The following is an 18130-nucleotide window of genomic DNA, read 5'->3' on the forward strand; positions in this document are numbered from 1 at the left end:
CGCTGGCGGATGGGGTGGTAATCTGCCGTGGTGGCCCGTCAGCACAGGGTTAGAACGAACTGTTTACCAGTACATAAAACGCGCGACCCGGTTCGTTATACGTTTCAGCACCGGCCCCCGAAATCGCCCCTGCAGCATTGCTGACACCTGAGGCGTTACCACGGCGATACAGGCGTTTGTCAAACAAGTTGCTGACACCCGTGGTCATACGCCACTGCTTTGAGAACTGATAGCTGGCATTGATGCCGAACAGCGCATAACTATCCAGTTCATTGTCGGCATCGCCTGTCACACGATTACCCTGATAGTCATACTTCTTCGGTTTTTGTTTGCCAAATAGTGACATGGTGCCTTGCAGGCCAAACTGGCTATTTACTTTCCAGTCCACCACCGAGTTGACCGTGTATTTCGGGATAATTGACAGTGCATCATTGGTTTTTTTGTTGATGGAGTCTGTCATGTAGGTAAAATTATTGGTCCAGGTCACATCTGTCAGCAGCGGGAACTTGAGTGTGCCTTCAAAGCCTTGTACCAGGGCGTCCGGGATATTTGTCCATTGGAAAATGTTAGCCGGAGGGGCGCCGGTGGTGGCTTGCCCTACAGGCGTGAGCCCTGCATCAATCTTGTTTTTGTAATCGTTGCGGAAAAAAGTTAAACCGGCCAGCACATCGTTGGTTTTGTACTCGATCCCCAGCTCTTTGTTAATGCTATGTTCGGCATTCAGGTCATCGTTACCTTGTAAATAACAGCGAGTACCGCCATAGCACCCGTTCCCGGCGCTATAGAGCAAATAATTGGTATTGAGTTGATACAGGTTGGGGGCTTTATACGCACGGGCAATACCGGTTTTGAGTGTCCAGTTGTCGGTCATGGTATGTGACAGGTTTAATGCCGGGCTCCAGTTATCTCCTACACGGCTATGCTGGTCAAAACGCAAGCCGGGAATCAACAGGGTATTGTCTGTTAACGCGATATTGCTTTCGACAAATACCGAGAAAATATTGGCCGCCGTGAACGAGTTGCGCCCGATGCTGGCCAAGCCTGGAATCGTGCCGCCCAATTGTGTCTGGCTGACGGAGTTTGGGTCATCCAGTGTCTGGCGCACCCATTCGCTACCGACGGTAAGCACCTGGCTGAGACCGGCTATTTTGCCCGGAATGCTGGTTTCGGCATGGCCGGTATAGTTCTTGAGTTCAGAGGTAGTGAATTGACTATTGGAAAACAAGCCTTCGGTACCGCCAGCCAAGCCTTCATTGAGGCGGTCATTGCGGGTGTGTTCGTATTGTAAATAGGCCATGGACGTACCAAAGTCGTATTTACCGTGATGGGTTAAAGCATAGTTCTCACGGTACATGATATTGGTTTCACGCCCCAGAAATTGACGAATACGTTGGGCATTGGCAGCACCGGCACCGGTCACATAATTGTTGGTGTTTTGTGCCTCGCCAGCATAAATATTTCCCTGGCGGCTAAAGGTGGCATCCAGGTCCAGGCGGTGTTTATCGTTTACTTGCCAGCTGAGGCGACCATTCAGGTCACGGTTACGCACCCCTTCGCGCCCAGCTGGAAATGTACTGGCATAAATACCAGTACGCGGTGAAGCATGGTCTTCATTGATATCGTAATCATCGGCATTGGTCTTGTTGAGGTTGCCGTAAATCCGGTAAGACACATTGTCAGAAATCGGTCCGCTTAAGCCAAAGTTGAGTCGTCTGGTTGAGCCATCTACTGAGTCTTCCGGTATGCTGGTGTAAGCGGTTACCGAGCCGTGGGTTTCTTTGGCTGCAGCTTTGGTGATAATGTTGACGACACCGCCCGCGGCGCCATTGCCATAACGGGCGGCGGCCGGGCCACGCAGAATTTCGATGCGTTCTACCTGTTCTGGTGGCACCCAGTTGGTGTCACCACGGGTATCGCGCTCGCCGCGCCAGCCATAACGCACGGAGTTGCGGCTGCTGACTGGACGGCCATCAATCAGGATCAGCGTGTTTTCCGGGCCCATGCCACGAATATCGATCTGGCGGTTGTTGCCGCGCTGGCCGCTGGTCGAATTGCCGGTCAGGTTCACCCCCGGCATGGTGCGGATAATTTCAGACAAATCATTGGTTGGGGGACGTTTAGCGATATCTTCAGCGGTGATGACGGACACTCCCGGTGCTTGTTTGAGTTCTTCCTGGGCTGAGGTGACGGTCACTTCTTCCAATGTTTGCGTTTGAGTCACTTCAGGGGCGATATTTTCAGCAAAAGCAGGCTGGTACGCATAAGCCATAATGATGAAGGCGGTAATCGTTTTCAGGTGATGTGAGTCAGGTTGGTGATATGTTCTAGAGGACATTTTTTTCCGTATCTATGCTGTTTTGACAGCGTTTCTTAAAGTTTACGATGAGTGTTGTAATAGGAATGATTATCATTCATAATTTTATCATCTGTCCTTTTAATGGATAGGCCAGTTTTGTTTGTTTAAACAAGAAAGACGTTTGTGCGCACACTTCCCCAGCATTCTGGCAAGCCTGCAACAGGTCGCATAAGCGTGACCCGCAGGCTGTTGCCAGACCATGACATCGATATGGAAAACCTGCACGCCAAGATTGGGCAGGACCATCGTTTGCTCTCTCCCGATATTGGAAAAACCTCGCCATTGATGCAGGGGGACTTTTCATTCAATCGCGTGCGTGATGGCATGACGCTGCATTGCACAGACATTGTTCATTTACACGATATGCGCACGCAGTTTCTGATTCGCGAACAGTGCATTAAGATCATGCTCAAAATTGAAGGTAACGCCCGCGTGGTCATGGGCCAGCAGGCGCTACAACTGGATGTCGGTGAAGGTCAGGATGCCGTACCGCAGGGTGTGGTGGTCAGCATTAATGATCCGGTCAACTTTGAACGGCATTCGCGCGCCGGTAGCCGACAGCGCATGGTGGTATTGACGTTGACGCGTGACTGGCTGGCGGCGGCCGGGTTTGAGCCTGATTTGCTGAAGGACGGTTTAGCGATTCACAACTGGAAGCCTGCCGCACGTGATATTGCGATTGCCGAGCAGTTGATTCATCCGGTGAGCGGCGAAGGGCCGTTGCAGATGCTGCATCAGGAATGCCGTGCGCTGGAATTGATTGTGCATGCACTGTCACAAGTGTTACCGGCGGAACCAACTTTGCCGGTCAGCATGCCGACCACGGCCTATCAACGCGTGTTGCGTTTACAGGCCTTGCTGGATAGTGGCGAAGCCGATCATCTGGATATGCGGGCGATTGCCAAAACCATCGGCTGCAATGCCAATACGCTGCAACAGCAGTTCCGCCAGATGCGTGGCCAAACCATTTTTGATTATTTGCGGCAGAGCCGTTTGGAGCGCGCTGCACTCGCTTTGCGTGACGATGGTGTGACGGTGACCCGGGCGGCAGAAATTGCCGGCTATAGCAGCCAGGCCAATTTTTCGACCGCTTTTCACCGCCACTTTGGCACACTGCCCAAGCACTACCGCAACAAAAGCTAAATCCAGTTATAACAAAGCAAGCGCGGCAGTATAGCCATCAGCAACGGGTAACTGCCAGACTTGTAGGGTCGGTAACTGATCGCGCAGTGAAACGGTGTAAGCACATGTCGCGGTTGGCAGGATGGAGATGGATGACAGTGGTTGCTGAATACCGGTGCCCAAGGCTTTTAAAATCGCTTCCTTGCCGGTCCAGCATTGGAAAAAAGCGCTGTCCTGTTGGCTTTGTACGCAATAGCGCTGTTCTTCCAGTGACAGGATATCTTTTAACAAAAATTGCTGGTTTCTGAGCGGGTAAACAGCTTCGACATCGACTCCGATGGCACGCTGTGTTGACAGTGCAATCAGGCCGATATGCTCGCTATGCGAAATATTGAACTGCAAAGTGGTACCAGCTTGTGCCAGCCCGGGCTTGCCAAAAGGCCCATGAACGAACTGTAGAGACTGGGCAGCTTGTTGAACATGCTGTGCCAGCAATTCGCGTAAGACAATACGCATGACCGCGAAGCGAATACGGTCGACTGGGCGTCGATAGCGCAGGCAGCGATGGCGTTCTTCAGCATTCAACTGTAACAGGAGCGGATACAGTGGCTGTTCATCCTGGGCTGATTGGTCAATTTCAGCTGTCAATGTGACCTGCCAGACATTCACGCCATCGGGCAGATAGTCGGTCGGTAGTTTGGTGACCTGCTCCAGAAACGGTAATGGTGTGCGTGGCAGTGTTGGCGGCTTGTCACTGGCTACCGGGGCGTCAAACATGGAAATACATAGTGTTATGCCCCCAAGGTGGCGCCACCATCCACCCGCAAGTCATGCATGGTGATATGGCGGGCGGCATCGCTGAGTAAAAACAACACCGTTGCAGCAATATCCTGTGCATCGGCGATCCGTCCGAGCGGGATGCCGGTACGGTAATGCGGCAAAGAGCCGGCAATCACTTTTTCGGCATCACTGCCGGATTGCCATAATTGCCTTTGCATCTGTGTATCGGTAGAGCCGGGCGAGACGATATTGCAACGAATATTGTATTGCGCCAGCTCCAGCCCCAGGCATTTGGCAAAGTGCGCGGCCGCCGCCTTAGAGGCCGCATAAGCCGCCATTTGCATGCGCGGGATTGCTGCTGCGTTGGAGCCCACCGTAACAATGCTGCCACTGCGGCGGCCAACCATATAGCGTGCGACGGCACGTGACACGTAAAACAGGCCGTGCGTATTCACGGCAAAAGTGTGGTGCCAGTCTTCATCGCTGCATTCCAGAATGCTGCCCATGCGCAGGATGCCGGCCACATTGGCCAGCATATCGACAGCGCCAAGTTCTGCTTCTATGCGGTCAACCACGTCACTCACATTCTGACCATGACTCAGGTCGAGCGGATAAGCAGTCACCAGGCCGTGATGTTGTGCGACGAGGGTTTGCAAGCCCTCAGCCTGTATATCCAGGGCGGCCACGCGGACGCCCTGGGCGACCAGCGCACTGACCACGCTGGCGCCTATGCCTTGTGCAGCACCGCTGACGATCGCCAGTTTGCCATTCATGCCAGGCTCACTTCCTGTGCCTGGTGCACATGGCTTGCCTGCAAGCGCTCCGCCAATGCCTGGCCTATTGCCGCCATGGGTGCCGGGTCACTCATGCCAAAGTGGTTGCAATGCAACACCACGCAGTCGAGTCGACCTTGTATATACGGCAACCATGAGGCCGGTTGGGGCGCGTTTGGTTCGCGCTCACCAGCCTGGAACAAGAGCAAGTCCCCTTGATAGAGAGGTGTCTGGCTGGCACGGAACAATTGCATGCCGCGCAGGGCGTTGGCGCCCAGTTGCTCCAGCGTGTCACGGCCGAGGGCCGCCAGCGGGCTACCGTGGCGCAACAGGCGCTGATAAATGGCCTCTGGCGTGTCCGCCTCTACTTCACCGGTCACGCTGAGCAGGGTAATCAGGGCATCATGCAGGGTGGGTTCACGCCAGTCGGCAAAGGCATGGGCAGGATAACTATCCATCAGCGCGACTAGCTCAACCTGCTCCCCTTGCTGTTGTAAGCGGGTGGCCATGGCTTGCGCCAAGGCACCGCCGAGTGACCAGCCCAGCAGGCGATAGGGGCCATGTGCCTGTGTCTGGCGCACGCGTGTCACATAACTCTCAACCATGGCCTCAAACGTCGTGGGCAGCTCGGGCGAGGCGGTGGCTTGCAGGCCATAGATGGCGATGCCTGGCAGGTGGCGGGCCAGACCCAGATAGCACCAGGACAAGCCTTCTGCCGGATGCAGGCAGAAGAGCGCAGGGTGTGCGCCTGGTTGTATGGTTAACATCGGGGCAAAGGCCTGCGCCGTGTTGCTGGATGGTGGCTGATGCGCGACGGGGGCGCTCAGTGCCTTAGCCAAAGCCTGCACGGTGGCGTGGTTAAACAGGGCAGAGATGGCGATTTCACGCTGTAGCAGTTGCCCCAGTTTGCTGGATACCTGGATCGCTTGCAAGGATTTGCCGCCCAGCTCAAAGAAATTGCTGTGCACATCTTCTGGCATTTCCCCCAGCACGTCATACCAGACCTGCATGATTTTCTGCTCCATAGACGTGGCTTCCGGCAAGGCAACTGTTGTGTGTGCGGCTACCAGGGTGGACAGCTGCTTGCGGTCGATTTTACCGTTGAGGTTGCGTGGCAAGCTGGGCATGAAATGCCAGTGGTCGGGCAGGGCGGCGGCCGGTAATACGTCTGTCAGCTGGCGTCGTAATTCAGCTTGGCGGCTGGTAGGTTCATCGCCCTGCCTGGCGTCGCAGGCCACAAATGCCGCCAATGCGACGCCGGTGGGTATACGTGGCATCGCGAGCACGGCGACTTCGCGCACTGTGGGGTTGGCCAGCAATGCGTTTTCGACTTCCGCCGGATCTATGCGCAGGCCGCTAATCTTGACTTCGTTATCCAGCCGCCCCAGAAACTGCAACTGTCCTTGATGCCATCGCACCAGGTCACCGGTGCGATAAGCTTGCTCAGCCAAGCTGGTTCCTGCTGGCAATGCCCCGCGTGGCGTAATAAAGCGTTGGGCTGTGAGTGCGGCATTTTGATGATAATGCAAGGCCAGCGCGTCGCCGCATAACAGCAATTCTCCGGGCTTGCCAACCGCGACCGGGTACAGGCGCTCATCCACAATCAGTGCCTGTACGCCCGGTCGCGGCAGACCGATAGGCACCTGGTCGCTGCCATCCCAGACCGCGCCTTTGCCACTGAGGATTGCCGTGGTAGCAATCACCGAGGCTTCGGTGGGGCCATAGCTATTGAGTAATACGTTGGTGGGTAGTAGCGCTTGCCAGCGGCGGGCGCGTTCTGCCAGGGCGGCTTCCCCACCGATAATAGTGAGCCTGACGTTGTCCAGGGCTGCTGCCAGGGTTGGTGTCAAGGCGAAAGACAGCTCATGCCAGTACGCCGTTGGCAGGTCGAGTACGCTGATGCGTGCTTGCTGAACAAAACCAGTGAAGGCTGAAATCGAATCCAGAACTGCGTCGGAGCGCAGGATAAGTGTGGCGCCGTGACACAGTGACAGAAAAATTTCTTCAATGCTGGCATCAAAATGCAGAGGTGCAAATTGCAGCACACGGTCATCGGCGGTGATTTCATAAAGCTGGCCCGCGCTGGCCACAAAATGTGCCAGGGCGCGGTGGCTCATCAATACGCCATTCGGTTTGCCGGTAGAGCCTGAGGTATACAGCAGGTAAGCCGGATCTTCCGGGTTGACGGGTACTGGCCGAGAAAGGGCATGGTTGCTAAAGAGGGCTGAGTCTCCCGAAGTTGTTTGAGCGGCGGCGGTGCATGCTTCAATGCAAAGCACCGGCAGTACGCCCGCTTTGTGTGCCCATGCTTGCTGGGTGATGACCTGCTGCGGGGCGGCGTCTGCCAGGACCATTTCTAACCTGCCTGCGGGGCCGAGAGGGTCTAGCGGCACATAACAAGCGCCAGCCCATAGGGTGGCCAGAATGGCGATGATGGCCTCCGGGCTACGTGGCAGTAGAATCACTACCCGGTCTTGTGCCTGTAGGCCATTGGCTTGCAAATGCGTGGCCATCTGGATCATCTGGTCCAGCAACATGCCATAACTCAGGGCGTGGTGGGCGCCGTTTTCTGTGTACCATTCGAGCGCAGTACGCTCTGGTGTGTTGAACGCAGTTATATACAGGCGTTGCAGCACCGGCTGTGCAGGTTGTGTCAATGCCGGGCCATGCAGTAATGATAGTGCAGGCAGATCTTGTAACAGTGGCGCCAGTGCCGCGTGCGGCGGGTACGCAACTAGTTGCTGCAGCCATTGTGATAAATCCTGGTGCAGTGTTGCCAGGCGCTCGCTGCTATAAGCATTGGGGTTAGCCTCCAACAGTAATTGCCATTCGCCATTGAGCACAAATACGCTGATATTGAGGTCTTTGACGGGGCCGGCGCTAATCGGGTGGATGCTGCTTTCCAAGCCGGCAAAGGGCGCATGGCGATCAAACGGCATGATATTGACCGCCTGGTTAAACAGGTGCTTCTGTATTTCCAGTAAGCCCAGGTCACCACGTATCCAGCCGTAACGGTAATACAGGTGTGGGCGAATGGTACGCAGGCTGTCGGCCAGTTGCTTGCTCATGGACTGCATGGAATGTTCGGGCGCAACATGGATACTCATAGGCACAATATTCATGGCCATGCATGGGATGCCCAGGGCTGGGGTCCCGAGGCGGTTCATCACCGGCAGGCCAAAAGTGAGCTGTTGCTGTCCGGATTGCCTGGCCAGCCAGAGGCCGATCGCTGCCAGCATCCAGCTGCCCCAGTCTTGTCCGCATTGGCTGGCGGCTTGTTCCAGGCCTGCCACTGCGTCTTTGTTCAGGCGGCTGCCATGACGTAACACGTCATCAGAAAAGTCCTGTGCCGGTGCGACCACGGCAGAGGCAGGCGCATGTTGCAGGTGGTTAATCCAGAACGCTTGATCGCGCTCAAACTTGCCATTGGCTTTGTAGCTGCGCTCGGCCTCCAGCACTTTGTCTAGTGACCAGTCCGGCAATGGCGGTAATGGCTGGCCGCTGACCAGTGCACTATAACGGGCGGCCACGGCCTGGCACACCATGCCATAGCCATAACCGTCCAGTGCAATATGGTGTACCTGGAAAATCCACAGGTGTTTGTCATCTGCCAGTTGTAACAGTGCGGTGCGATATAAGGCATCTTCGGTGGGCCGGCACAACGTCGAGAGGGATAGTTTGGCCCATTGCCAGGCGGCAGTTTCGGGGTCGTCATGTTGACGGAAATCGTGGTATTCCAGCACGGTGGCGGCTGGTTGCGGCCACTGCCACAGGCCTTCGTTATCCATCTCAAAGCGCATATGCAGCGTCTGGCAATTGTCCAGAATAGTGGTCACGCTCTGGCGTAACGCTTCGATGTCTACTATGCCGTGCAGGGAGATGGCTTCTGCCGTGAGGTAGCTCGGGCTGTCAGGTACCATTTGCTGGCCCATCCAGATGCCATACTGGGCGGATGTGGTTGGTAAACGCGTAAGTGTAGGGTTCATGGTCATTTCCTAGAGATAGCTGTGCCGGATGATCGGCGCAGAACAGTGATCGCCCCGCATGGCAGGGATAGGATCAGCGAATATGGTTAAACCGTGTGTGACTGCCGGGTATCGGCCTCAAGCCTTATGGCGCAAAGGCAAACTCAATCACGCGCCTGGCACCGTGCGCCAGCATATCGAGATGGTCATGATCAGCCAGCGTCTGAGATTGCACATCGATACCGGCGGGGCCCCCCTGTTTCAGCTGTCTGGCAAAGGCTTCGGCGTTGTCGACCATGGTGCGGGTTTGCAATTTGGTTTGTTCTTCTGCTGAAGCAAAGCTGGGCGGATACTGCTCGTTCTTGCCTACCGTGATCATGACGCGTGTGATGGCTTGCGCATGCTGAAGCGTTTGCAGGCGCGCCGGTAACAGTTTGATGGTCTGGTGTTCGCCAAACCATAATGACGGGCTGGCAGCCCAGTAACGCTGGAAATGTTGTGGTGCTGTACTCAGGGTGTTCAAGGCGAACAAGCCGCCGTAGGAAAAGCCGAACAGTGTGTTTTGCTGCGGGTTCAGCGCAAAATATTGGGCAATCAGGGGGCGCAATTCCAGTGTCAGGAATTTGAGGAAAGCCTCGTTGCCGCCATGCTTGCTTGAAAAACTGTCACCGGTGTTGGCTGTCGTGGCAGGCGTGTAATCTTGTGCGCGAGCATTCACGTCAAATGGATCACCACTGGCATAGCCGATGCCGACGATCAGTCCGGCGGGTTCCTCACCGATTTTTTTGCGCCATTGTGCGCTGTCATTGCTGGACGCTGGTCGGGCACGCGCCACCTCCATAAACGGCACGCTGGCCAGGCCATCCAGCGCCCATAGCACAGGATAGCCTGTGGCCGGAGCAGCTTTGTGTGGCAAGCTCAGCACAATACGGTATTGCTGGCCGGTATAGCTTGAAGTCATGTCAAAGCTCAGGCTGCGGGATAACTGCGCGGGTGCCCAGTGGCTAGGTAATGGGGTAATATTAAATGGTACTTCTGCCTGGCCAGCCAGTGGCATCAGGCCCGCCAATAGCATCAATAGGCTAGCCATTAAGGTTGAGGTGAAAGAAAAATGTTTCAACACATACTCCAAATAATACTGACGCGCATGCATGCGCAAAAAAGTGACCTGGTCATTAAGCCAGTGCCGGTTCAGGTGCCTTGAGGCGCGCCCACCATGCTTCAAGCGTGGGGTTTTCGGCCAGTGCCATAAAGGTCAGGTCTGCCCCCGCACTGCGCCAGCGCTCGACCAGTGACATGATGCGGATGGAGTCCAGTCCCCAGTCCAGCAAGCTGTCGTCATCCTGCAGCTCTGCCGCGTCTATATTCAGCAAGGCGGCGACATGTACACGCAATGTTTGCATTGAGCTTGGCAAGGCAGGGTGCAAGCTTGTGAGCAGTGCATCGGTGTTCAGTGCCAGCCCGCAACGTTGCGAGACATATTCCATCGCCATGGCATGGTCTTTGGCTGAAAAATCTGCCAGTGCATCGGCGACAAAAAAGGGCTGAATATCGCGCATAAATGCATCGCAGGCGGTCATCAGGCAGCCAATATGCGCATACACCCCACAAATAATCAGTTGGTCGCGGCCTTGATCAAACAGCATTTCCTGCAAAGCGGATTTCTGGAAGGCGCTATAACGCCATTTATCCAGCACTCGGTCTTGCGTTTGCGGCGCCAGTTCAGCCACGATGTTTTTGCCCTGAGGATGGGCGGTCAGGCCAGGTCCCCACATGTCTTGCAGCAGGCCACGTTCCTGCAAGGTCTGCTCTGGTAGCTGGGCGGTGTAGATGACAGGGATGCCCAGTGCGCGCGCCTGCTCAATCAGGCGCTTGGTATTGGCTAGCAGTTGTGGGATAGGGGCGAGGCTGCGGTCATAAAAATCCAGGAAGTAATCTTGCATATCATGTACCAGTAATACGGCACGTTGCGCATCGACTTGCCAGGTAACGCGGTTCTCTATGGTCAGGTTTGGCATGGTATAAGAAGCGATTTTAGGAATGGCCATAAGAGAAACTTTCATTTGATTTCATAGATGATGCGATAGCGCTGGTTGTCACCAGACGTGCGGCAATTTGCTGGCGCAGTGCTTTTTTATTGATTTTGCCAACACCGGTTTTTGGTAGCTCGCTGACAAATTCAATACGGTCAGGGATTTTATAAGCAGCCAGTCCGCGGGCACGTAAAAAGCGTACGCAGTCAATCTGGCGCAAACCCGCATTGCGGGCGACGACAAAGGCACAACTCTTTTCGCCCATATAGGCATCTGGCATAGCGACAATTGCGCAATCGACGACTAGATGATGTACCAGTAATTGGTGTTCGACTTCTTCGGCAGAAATTTTCTCACCGCCACGGTTGATCTGGTCTTTATTGCGTCCTTCAACCACCAGGTTACCTTCGGCGGTCATGCGCACCATGTCGCCGGTACGGTAAAAGCCCTCTGCGGTAAATGCACGCGCATTGTGCTCAACGGCGTTGTAATAACCGCGGATAGTATAGGGGCCACGGGTCAGCAGGTGGCCGATCTCACCGGGGGCGACCAGGAGGTCCTCATCGTCAACGATACGGATTTCGTCATCGGCAGAGATTGGCCTGCCCTGGCTGTGCAAGATCACGTCCAGCGGATCGTCCAGGCGCGTGTAGTTGACCAAGCCTTCGGCCATGCCAAATACTTGCTGCAAGGTGACATTCAGCTCATTGACCACGCGTTGCGCCATGGCACTGTTAAAACGGGCACCACCGACCTGGATCACCTGCAAGCGACGCAGGTCGGGTTGGCGGCGCTTGATTGTGTCCAGCCATACCGGCACCAGCGGTGGCACCAGCGCCGCGATGGTCACGCCTTCGCGCTCCATCCAGCTGATTGCTGTATCCGGGTCGGGCTGGTCGCACATGACCACGGTGCCGCCCGCATACAAGGTGCCCAGGGAGCCTGGTGAGCTCAAGGCAAAATTATGCCCGGCAGGAATCACGCTCAGGTACACACTGCTGGCTGTCAGTTGGCAAATGTCGGCACTGGCCCGCACGCTGTACAGGTAATCATCATGCGTGCGTGGAATCAATTTCGGCGTGCCGGTACTGCCGCCGGAGAGTTGCAGGAAAGCCACTTCGTCTGCTGTGGGGGCAGACGGTAATTCACCGATATACGTCGGTAAATTTGCCCAGGCATTGAATTCCTGTGCTTCGCCCAGCACAATCACATGCTGCAATGTGGTGCTACTGGCCTGCACCTCACGTGCCAGCTGGCGATAATCAAATCCCTCATGATGATCGGCGATGATATAAGCCACGGCTTCTGCATGCTGGCAGAAATAGCTAATTTCAAACTGGCGGTGGGCAGGCAATGCGAACACCGGTAATGCACCTAGGCGGAACAGGGCAAAAATGGTGGCGATAAATTCAGCCGAGTTTGGCAATTGTACGATTACGCGGTCACCGTGGCAGATCCCGAGTGTATGCAAACCGCGCGCCAGCCGTTCTACTTCTGCGCCCAGGTCTGCATAATTCCAGCGCTGGCGATCACTGACTACCGCCAGCTGATCTGCGTATTGCGCCACACGTTCTGCCAGCATGCTGGAAAACGTTTCACTGCGCCAATAACCTTTGGCACGGTACTCGGCGGCCATCTCTGCTGGCCAGGGGGTGCAATGTGCGAGCATCAGGCAGCCTCCTGCACCAGGCCCAGCGCATTAAGCATGGTCCGGAATTTGGCGGTGGTTTCGGCCAGCTCGTGCTGAGGTTCCGAGTCGGCGACGACACCGGCTCCGGCAAACAGGCGCACGTGTTGACCGGCGACTTTGGCACAACGCAAAGTGACTATCCATTCACCGTTACCCGCGGCATCACACCAGCCAACCATGCCGGAATAGAAGCCACGGTCAAAGCCTTCCAGTGCGTTGATCAGGTTGCGTGCCTGGTCAAACGGATGGCCGCAAACCGCCGGTGTGGGGTGCAGGCTGGCAGCAAGCGTCAAGGCACTGGCCGGAGGGCTGGTCAATTCGCCATAAATATCGCTGGATAAGTGCCACATGGTTTCGGTATTGATCAATGACGGTAGCGCGGGGACAGAAAGCATTTTGCAATAAGGGCGCAGTGCTTGGGCGACAGCATCGGCCACCACTTTGTGCTCATGCAGGTCTTTGCCGGATTGCAGCAAGCCCTGGCTGCGCTGGAAATCAGCGCTGCTGTCTTTGACGCGCGGAATAGAGCCGGCCAGCGGGTTGGAGCGGACATGTTTGCCCTGGCGACTTAACAGTAATTCCGGGCTGGCGCCGATCAGCGTGCCTTGTGCGGTGGTTCCGAGGTCTACAGCAAAGGTATAACCCAGCGCATTGCTCCAGGCCAGCCGCTGCAGTAGGCCTTGCAGGTCTACCGGCTGGTTGGTGGTTAATTCCAGTGTGCGCGCCAATACCACTTTGCTTAGCACATGATCGCGAATCTGTTGCACCGCAGTGCTGACGCCATGGGCATAGACTTCTGGTGCCGGTGTCGGGGTGACTTGGCAGGCCGCTGCGTGTGGTGGCGGTAAATAGCCTTCTCTTGGCAGAGGGCCAGCATGGACGACCTGTTGTGGAATAAACAGGCAAGCGGGTTGCTGGGTATCGAACGGAATGGCGCCGACAACGATAGGGTCCGGGTGGCCATTGGCTACTGCATCTGCCAGTGCCGTATTCACGGCGAGGTTGAGTTCAGTCATATTAGCAGTGGCCGGTATGGTGGCATAACGCCCTTGCGCCAGCATGGATTGTTCTGGCGTGGTAAAAAAGAACGGCGTTTCCTGGTTATAGCGTGCCAACAGTTTTTCTGCCTGGGGGTCACCCGTTAAGCCTCTAAAAATGTCATTCATAGTGCTATCCTCATTGTGTGATATGGAATTGGGGGCTGCTTCAGGCAGTCGCTGGTTTTGCGCCACCAGGCACCGGCGCGGACAGCATCTGGATGCGTCCGGCTAACAGGATAGTGAAGCCAGTCAGCACTACAGCCAGCCAGCCAGCATGGCCATAGCCGCTGATGCTGCCATCGGCCGACTGCGTGATCACCCAGCCACCGACCAGCGCGGCAGCACCACAGGCCAGTTGCTGGATGGCGGCATTGAGTGACATAAATGTGCCGCGCAATGGCGGGTGAATGGCTGAGAGGGTGATGGCCATGGCTGGGATGGATCGGCCTGTGCCGACAGTGAAAAACAAGGTGGTGCATAGCAATACCCAGCCGAATGCCACCGTGGTCAGGTGGGTTTGCAGCAAAATGGGTAGCATGGAAAATGCGGCTATCAGGCGGTAAGTGCGCACCTTGCCATAGCGATCTGCAATGCCACCGATCCAGCGCGCACTGCAAAAGCTGGCCAGGCCACCAAGAATATAAACCACCGGCATTTGTGCCATGTCCAGGCCGACATTACCGGTCAGGAACAATGTCAGATAAGGGATCACGGTAAAGGTCGAAAATGCACCCACTGCCATAAATAGCAGCCCGGTCAGGTGGTTGGCATTGGCCAGTACGTTTTTCATATTGTTTGCTGCTTGTTGCCAGCCGCGTTGTGTACGCTGGGGTGTAGACAGACTAGGGATATGACGTAGCGCTAATAACAGGAACAGGCTGGCAACGGCAGCAATGGCGATAAAAGGTGCTTGCCAGCCGATATGGTTGGCAAGCAATAAGGAGGTCGGTACGCCGAGTACGGTAGCCGCTGCAGTGCCGGACATGACGATGCCGCTGGCTTTACCGCGACGTTCGAACGGAATCAGGTCACCCACCAGTGTCTGTAGCATGGCACCCAGTACGCCGCCAAACACGCCAGCCAGGCCACGTGTCAGTAATAACGTTAGGTAATCTGGCGCCCATGCGCAAGCCAGTGTAGCCAGCACAAACAGTGTAAATAGCACCAGCAACATGCCTTTACGCTCAAACTGGTCAATGAAGGTGGCGGCAATCAGGCCACTTGCGGCTGCAGTGAGCGTATAAATAGAGAGTAGTAATGCAAATTGGGTTGGGTGGATGTGGAGTGCCTGCATCAGTATGGGCCCGATAGGCATCATGATCATGAAATCAAGAATGTGGGAAAACTGGATGCCAGCCAGCGTAAACAGCAGGTGTTTTTCTTGCTGCGCATTGAGCGGTACTGGTTGCAGGGGGGGGTGACTGGTTGCCATAATGTCCGTGTTGATTACCTTGGTTACAAAAGCGAAAGAGGGTACAAACACTCCTTCAGGGCTTTATTTATTAGTTGAGAATAATTCTCATTCTTGAATGATACTACAAGCAGCAATCATAAATTTTTGTTAAAACAAGAAAGACGTTTGCGCAACGACATGTCACATGCCCTATACAGGGGTGTCACGATGTCGTTGTTTTTAGGTGAAATGCAGGGGAACGCTATGTTGAGGCGGGTTTGGTGAGTGGGGATTTTGTACTAAAAACAAAGAGGCCTGTTAAACAGGCCTCTTGTTGAAATCAATTTGCTGCGTGTGCTTATTTTGCTTGTTGCGCATTAAAGGCTGTCATCAAGTTGCGGTAGTCTGGAATATGGTTAGCGCACAAGGTACCCAAACCTTCGATATCATTGCGCCAGTCACGGTGCAACTCGCAGGCCACGCCAAACCAGGTCATCATTTGCGCACCGGCGGCCTCCATGCGGCGCCAGGCCGCATCGCGCGTCAGTTCATTAAAAGTGCCTGAGGCATCACCTACGACAAATACTTCAAAGCCTTCTTCTATGGCTGATAGTGCAGGGAAGGCGACACAGACTTCGGTGACCACCCCGGCGATAATCAATTGTTTTTTGCCGGTGGCCTTAATCGCTTTGACAAAGTCTTCGTTATCCCAGGCGTTGATCTGGCCAGGACGCGCAATATAAGGCGCATCCGGAAACAGTGCTTTTAACTCTGGCATTAATGGACCATTGGGGCCGGTTTCAAAGCTGGTGGTCAAAATCGTCGGCAGGTTAAAAAACTTGGCGGCATCGGCCAAGGCCAATACATTATTCTTAAAACGGTCTGGTTCGATATCGCGCACCAGCGATAGCAGGCCAGCCTGGTGGTCTACCAGCAAAACGACAGCGTTGTCACGGTCCAGGCGTACATAAGGTTTGTTGTTCATGATGAATATCCTCTCAATGGATTTAGTCGGGGGGAGATCGCGGCCGTCAGCGTAACGCGTGAATGCTGACGGCCGTGTTTCCTTTTTTTTAAATGTTGGACTACTTTACAAGCCATTATGCGGTGACAAAGCGACCCTGGTTAAAGTCATTAATCGCCTGGTCAATTTCCTCCCAGCTATTCATGACAAATGGGCCGTGACCCACCACTGGCTCATTCAGCGGTGCACCATTGAGTAACAACAGCACGGTGTCCTGCTGGGCCTGCAATACCAGCTCATTACCCTCGCGCTGCATTACCGCTAGCTCAGCGGGGCGGATGGTATGCACTTCACCGGTTTTCACCGCGCCATGCAGCACAAAAATGGCAGTAGTGTGGCCTTCCGGCAAGGTGAAGGTGGTGCGTGTGCCCGCATTCAGGCGCACATCCCACACATTCATCGGGCTGAAGGTATTTGCCGGGCCTTTGTGACCTGCATATTCCCCGGCAATCACGCGGACTTTCCCTGCTTCCTCCGGCAAAGCCACTTCCGGGATCTGATCGCGGGTAATCCCCTGATAGCCAGGTGCGGTCATTTTGTCCTTGGCCGGCAGGTTGACCCATAACTGGATCATTTCAAACGGGCCACCTGTACGTGCATAGTCATCGCCGTGATACTCCTCATGAATAATGCCCTTGCCTGCGGTCATCCACTGCACTTCGCCTGGGCCGATGGTGCCGCCAGCGTTAGTGGAGTCGTGGTGTGAGACCTGGCCGTCATAAACAATGGTCACGGTTTCAAAGCCACGGTGCGGGTGCTGGCCAACACCGCGTCTGTGCGTGGTTGGCTCAAAGCTGGCAGGCCCGGCGTAATCCATCAGCAAGAAAGGCGAAATGTCATTGGCAATGTCACGGTAAGAGAAAATACTTTGTACCGGAAAGCCGTCACCCACCCAGTGGTTACCGTTGCTGCGTTTGATAAAAGCCAGTTTTTTCATGATGATTCCCTTTCAGAAATGTTTGCGTGTTTGCATGGTTCACACTATAAACACATGACTTTTAAGACACTAGATGGTTAAATGTGAAATTACTTTTCAATTAAATGAACAATTGAGTCATGGACTTTAATGAAGCCGCTGTATTTGTGAAGGTGGTGCAGGCGGGCAGCTTTAGCGCTGCCGCGCGGCAGCTGGGATTGCCGACCTCGACCATTAGCACCCGCGTAGCGCGACTGGAGCGACGGCTGGGCGTCACCCTGTTGCAACGCACCACGCGGCGCTTAAACCTGACTGAAGCTGGCGCATTGTATTTTGAGCATGCTTCTACCGGCCTGGGTTACTTGCTTGAAGCTGAAGCGGCGCTGGATGAAGCGCGTCAGCAACCGCAAGGCGTGTTAAAAGTCACAGCACCGGCTGACCTCGGGGATGCTTTGCTGGGAGGCTTGGTGACACAGATGCAGCGCACCTACCCAGCCTTGTCGCTGGAGTTAATGCTCACCGAGCGTTATGTTGACCTGGTGGCAGAAGGCGTGGATGTGGCGATTCGAACCGGGGAATTGCGCGACTCCAGTTTGATTGCCAAGTCACTAGGCACCATACAATGGGCGCTATTTGCCAGCCCATCGTATTTGCAGTTGGCGGGGCAGATTGCCACGCCAACTGACCTCAGCCAGCACCAATGTGTGCAATTCACGCCCATGGGGCGGCATCAATGGGATTTGCAGCGCGGTACAACAGCCATACGCGTACCCTTGGCTGCGCGTACCCTGGTTAACAGCATTGGCGTGGTGCGGGCTATGGCCGAAAACGGGCAGGGTGTGGCTTTGTTGCCGACATTTATCTGCCAGCCGACGGTAGAGACTGGCGGCTTGCAGCATGTATTGCCAGAGTGGCGCGGGCGTGCGGATGCCGTGCACCTGGTTTACCCGAAGCAACGCTTTATGCCACCCAAGTTGCGTGGTTTTATTGACCTGGCGGTGGCTGAGTTAAAGCCGCTGTTCAGTACACAATAGGCTA

Annotated in this window: 13 protein-coding genes; 2 read left to right on the forward strand and 11 right to left on the reverse strand. The window is 55.1% G+C overall.

Annotation, left to right across the window (positions count from 1 at the left end):
- Positions 1-49: 49 nt before the first annotated feature.
- A complete protein-coding gene (locus OH31_RS07405) occupies positions 50-2335 on the reverse strand; it encodes a TonB-dependent siderophore receptor (protein WP_024930226.1) in 2286 nt (761 codons plus the stop codon).
- A 195-nt stretch (positions 2336-2530) separates the two neighbouring features.
- Here OH31_RS07405 and OH31_RS07410 point away from each other — a divergent pair, with 195 nt between their 5' ends.
- Positions 2531-3499 carry an AraC family transcriptional regulator gene (locus OH31_RS07410; protein ID WP_024930227.1) on the forward strand — a complete coding sequence of 323 codons (969 nt, stop codon included), beginning with the start codon at positions 2531-2533 and terminating at the stop codon, positions 3497-3499.
- Between the two features lie 6 nt (positions 3500-3505).
- On the opposite strand, the gene OH31_RS14580 is transcribed toward OH31_RS07410, so the two are convergent.
- The 10 genes from OH31_RS14580 to OH31_RS07460 all read right to left on the reverse strand — a co-directional run bounded on the left by OH31_RS14580 (position 3506) and on the right by OH31_RS07460 (position 17113).
- On the reverse strand, positions 3506-4255 hold the full coding sequence (locus tag OH31_RS14580) for a 4'-phosphopantetheinyl transferase superfamily protein (protein ID WP_024930228.1): 750 nt from the start codon (positions 4253-4255) through the stop codon (positions 3506-3508).
- A gap of 14 nt (positions 4256-4269) precedes the next feature.
- Complete coding sequence (locus tag OH31_RS07420; protein ID WP_024930229.1) at positions 4270-5031, reverse strand: 2,3-dihydro-2,3-dihydroxybenzoate dehydrogenase; 762 nt, start codon at positions 5029-5031, stop codon at positions 4270-4272.
- On the reverse strand, positions 5028-9017 hold the full coding sequence (locus tag OH31_RS07425; RefSeq protein ID WP_024930230.1) for a non-ribosomal peptide synthetase: 3990 nt from the start codon (positions 9015-9017) through the stop codon (positions 5028-5030). Before OH31_RS07425 ends, OH31_RS07420 begins: the two co-directional genes overlap by 4 nt.
- A 124-nt stretch (positions 9018-9141) precedes the next feature.
- Positions 9142-10116, reverse strand: a complete 975-nt coding sequence (locus tag OH31_RS07430; protein ID WP_201768568.1) for an alpha/beta hydrolase — start codon at positions 10114-10116, stop codon at positions 9142-9144.
- A 55-nt stretch (positions 10117-10171) separates the two neighbouring features.
- Entirely contained in the window at positions 10172-11059 is an 888-nt protein-coding gene (locus OH31_RS07435) for an isochorismatase family protein (protein ID WP_305079942.1), read from the reverse strand.
- Positions 11031-12698, reverse strand: coding sequence for a (2,3-dihydroxybenzoyl)adenylate synthase (locus OH31_RS07440; RefSeq protein WP_024930233.1), 1668 nt, complete (start codon positions 12696-12698; stop codon positions 11031-11033). The genes OH31_RS07435 and OH31_RS07440 overlap by 29 nt, the downstream gene beginning before the upstream one ends.
- Complete coding sequence (dhbC, locus tag OH31_RS07445) at positions 12698-13885, reverse strand: isochorismate synthase DhbC (protein ID WP_024930234.1); 1188 nt, start codon at positions 13883-13885, stop codon at positions 12698-12700. The genes OH31_RS07440 and dhbC overlap by 1 nt, the downstream gene beginning before the upstream one ends.
- Before the next feature lie 40 nt (positions 13886-13925).
- Complete coding sequence (locus OH31_RS07450; RefSeq protein ID WP_024930235.1) at positions 13926-15191, reverse strand: MFS transporter; 1266 nt, start codon at positions 15189-15191, stop codon at positions 13926-13928.
- A 319-nt stretch (positions 15192-15510) separates the two neighbouring features.
- Positions 15511-16137, reverse strand: coding sequence for an isochorismate family cysteine hydrolase YcaC (gene ycaC, locus OH31_RS07455; RefSeq protein ID WP_024930236.1), 627 nt, complete (start codon positions 16135-16137; stop codon positions 15511-15513).
- A 115-nt stretch (positions 16138-16252) separates the two neighbouring features.
- Positions 16253-17113 (reverse strand): pirin family protein, encoded by an 861-nt coding sequence (locus OH31_RS07460; protein ID WP_024930237.1) that lies wholly within the window; start codon positions 17111-17113, stop codon positions 16253-16255.
- A gap of 119 nt (positions 17114-17232) precedes the next feature.
- On the opposite strand from OH31_RS07460, the gene OH31_RS07465 reads away from it, so the two are divergent.
- Positions 17233-18126 (forward strand): LysR family transcriptional regulator, encoded by an 894-nt coding sequence (locus tag OH31_RS07465; protein WP_024930238.1) that lies wholly within the window; start codon positions 17233-17235, stop codon positions 18124-18126.
- The last annotated feature ends 4 nt before the right edge of the window (positions 18127-18130 follow it).

This window comes from Methylophilus sp. OH31 (assembly GCF_000576615.1).
GTDB lineage: Bacteria > Pseudomonadota > Gammaproteobacteria > Burkholderiales > Methylophilaceae > Methylophilus.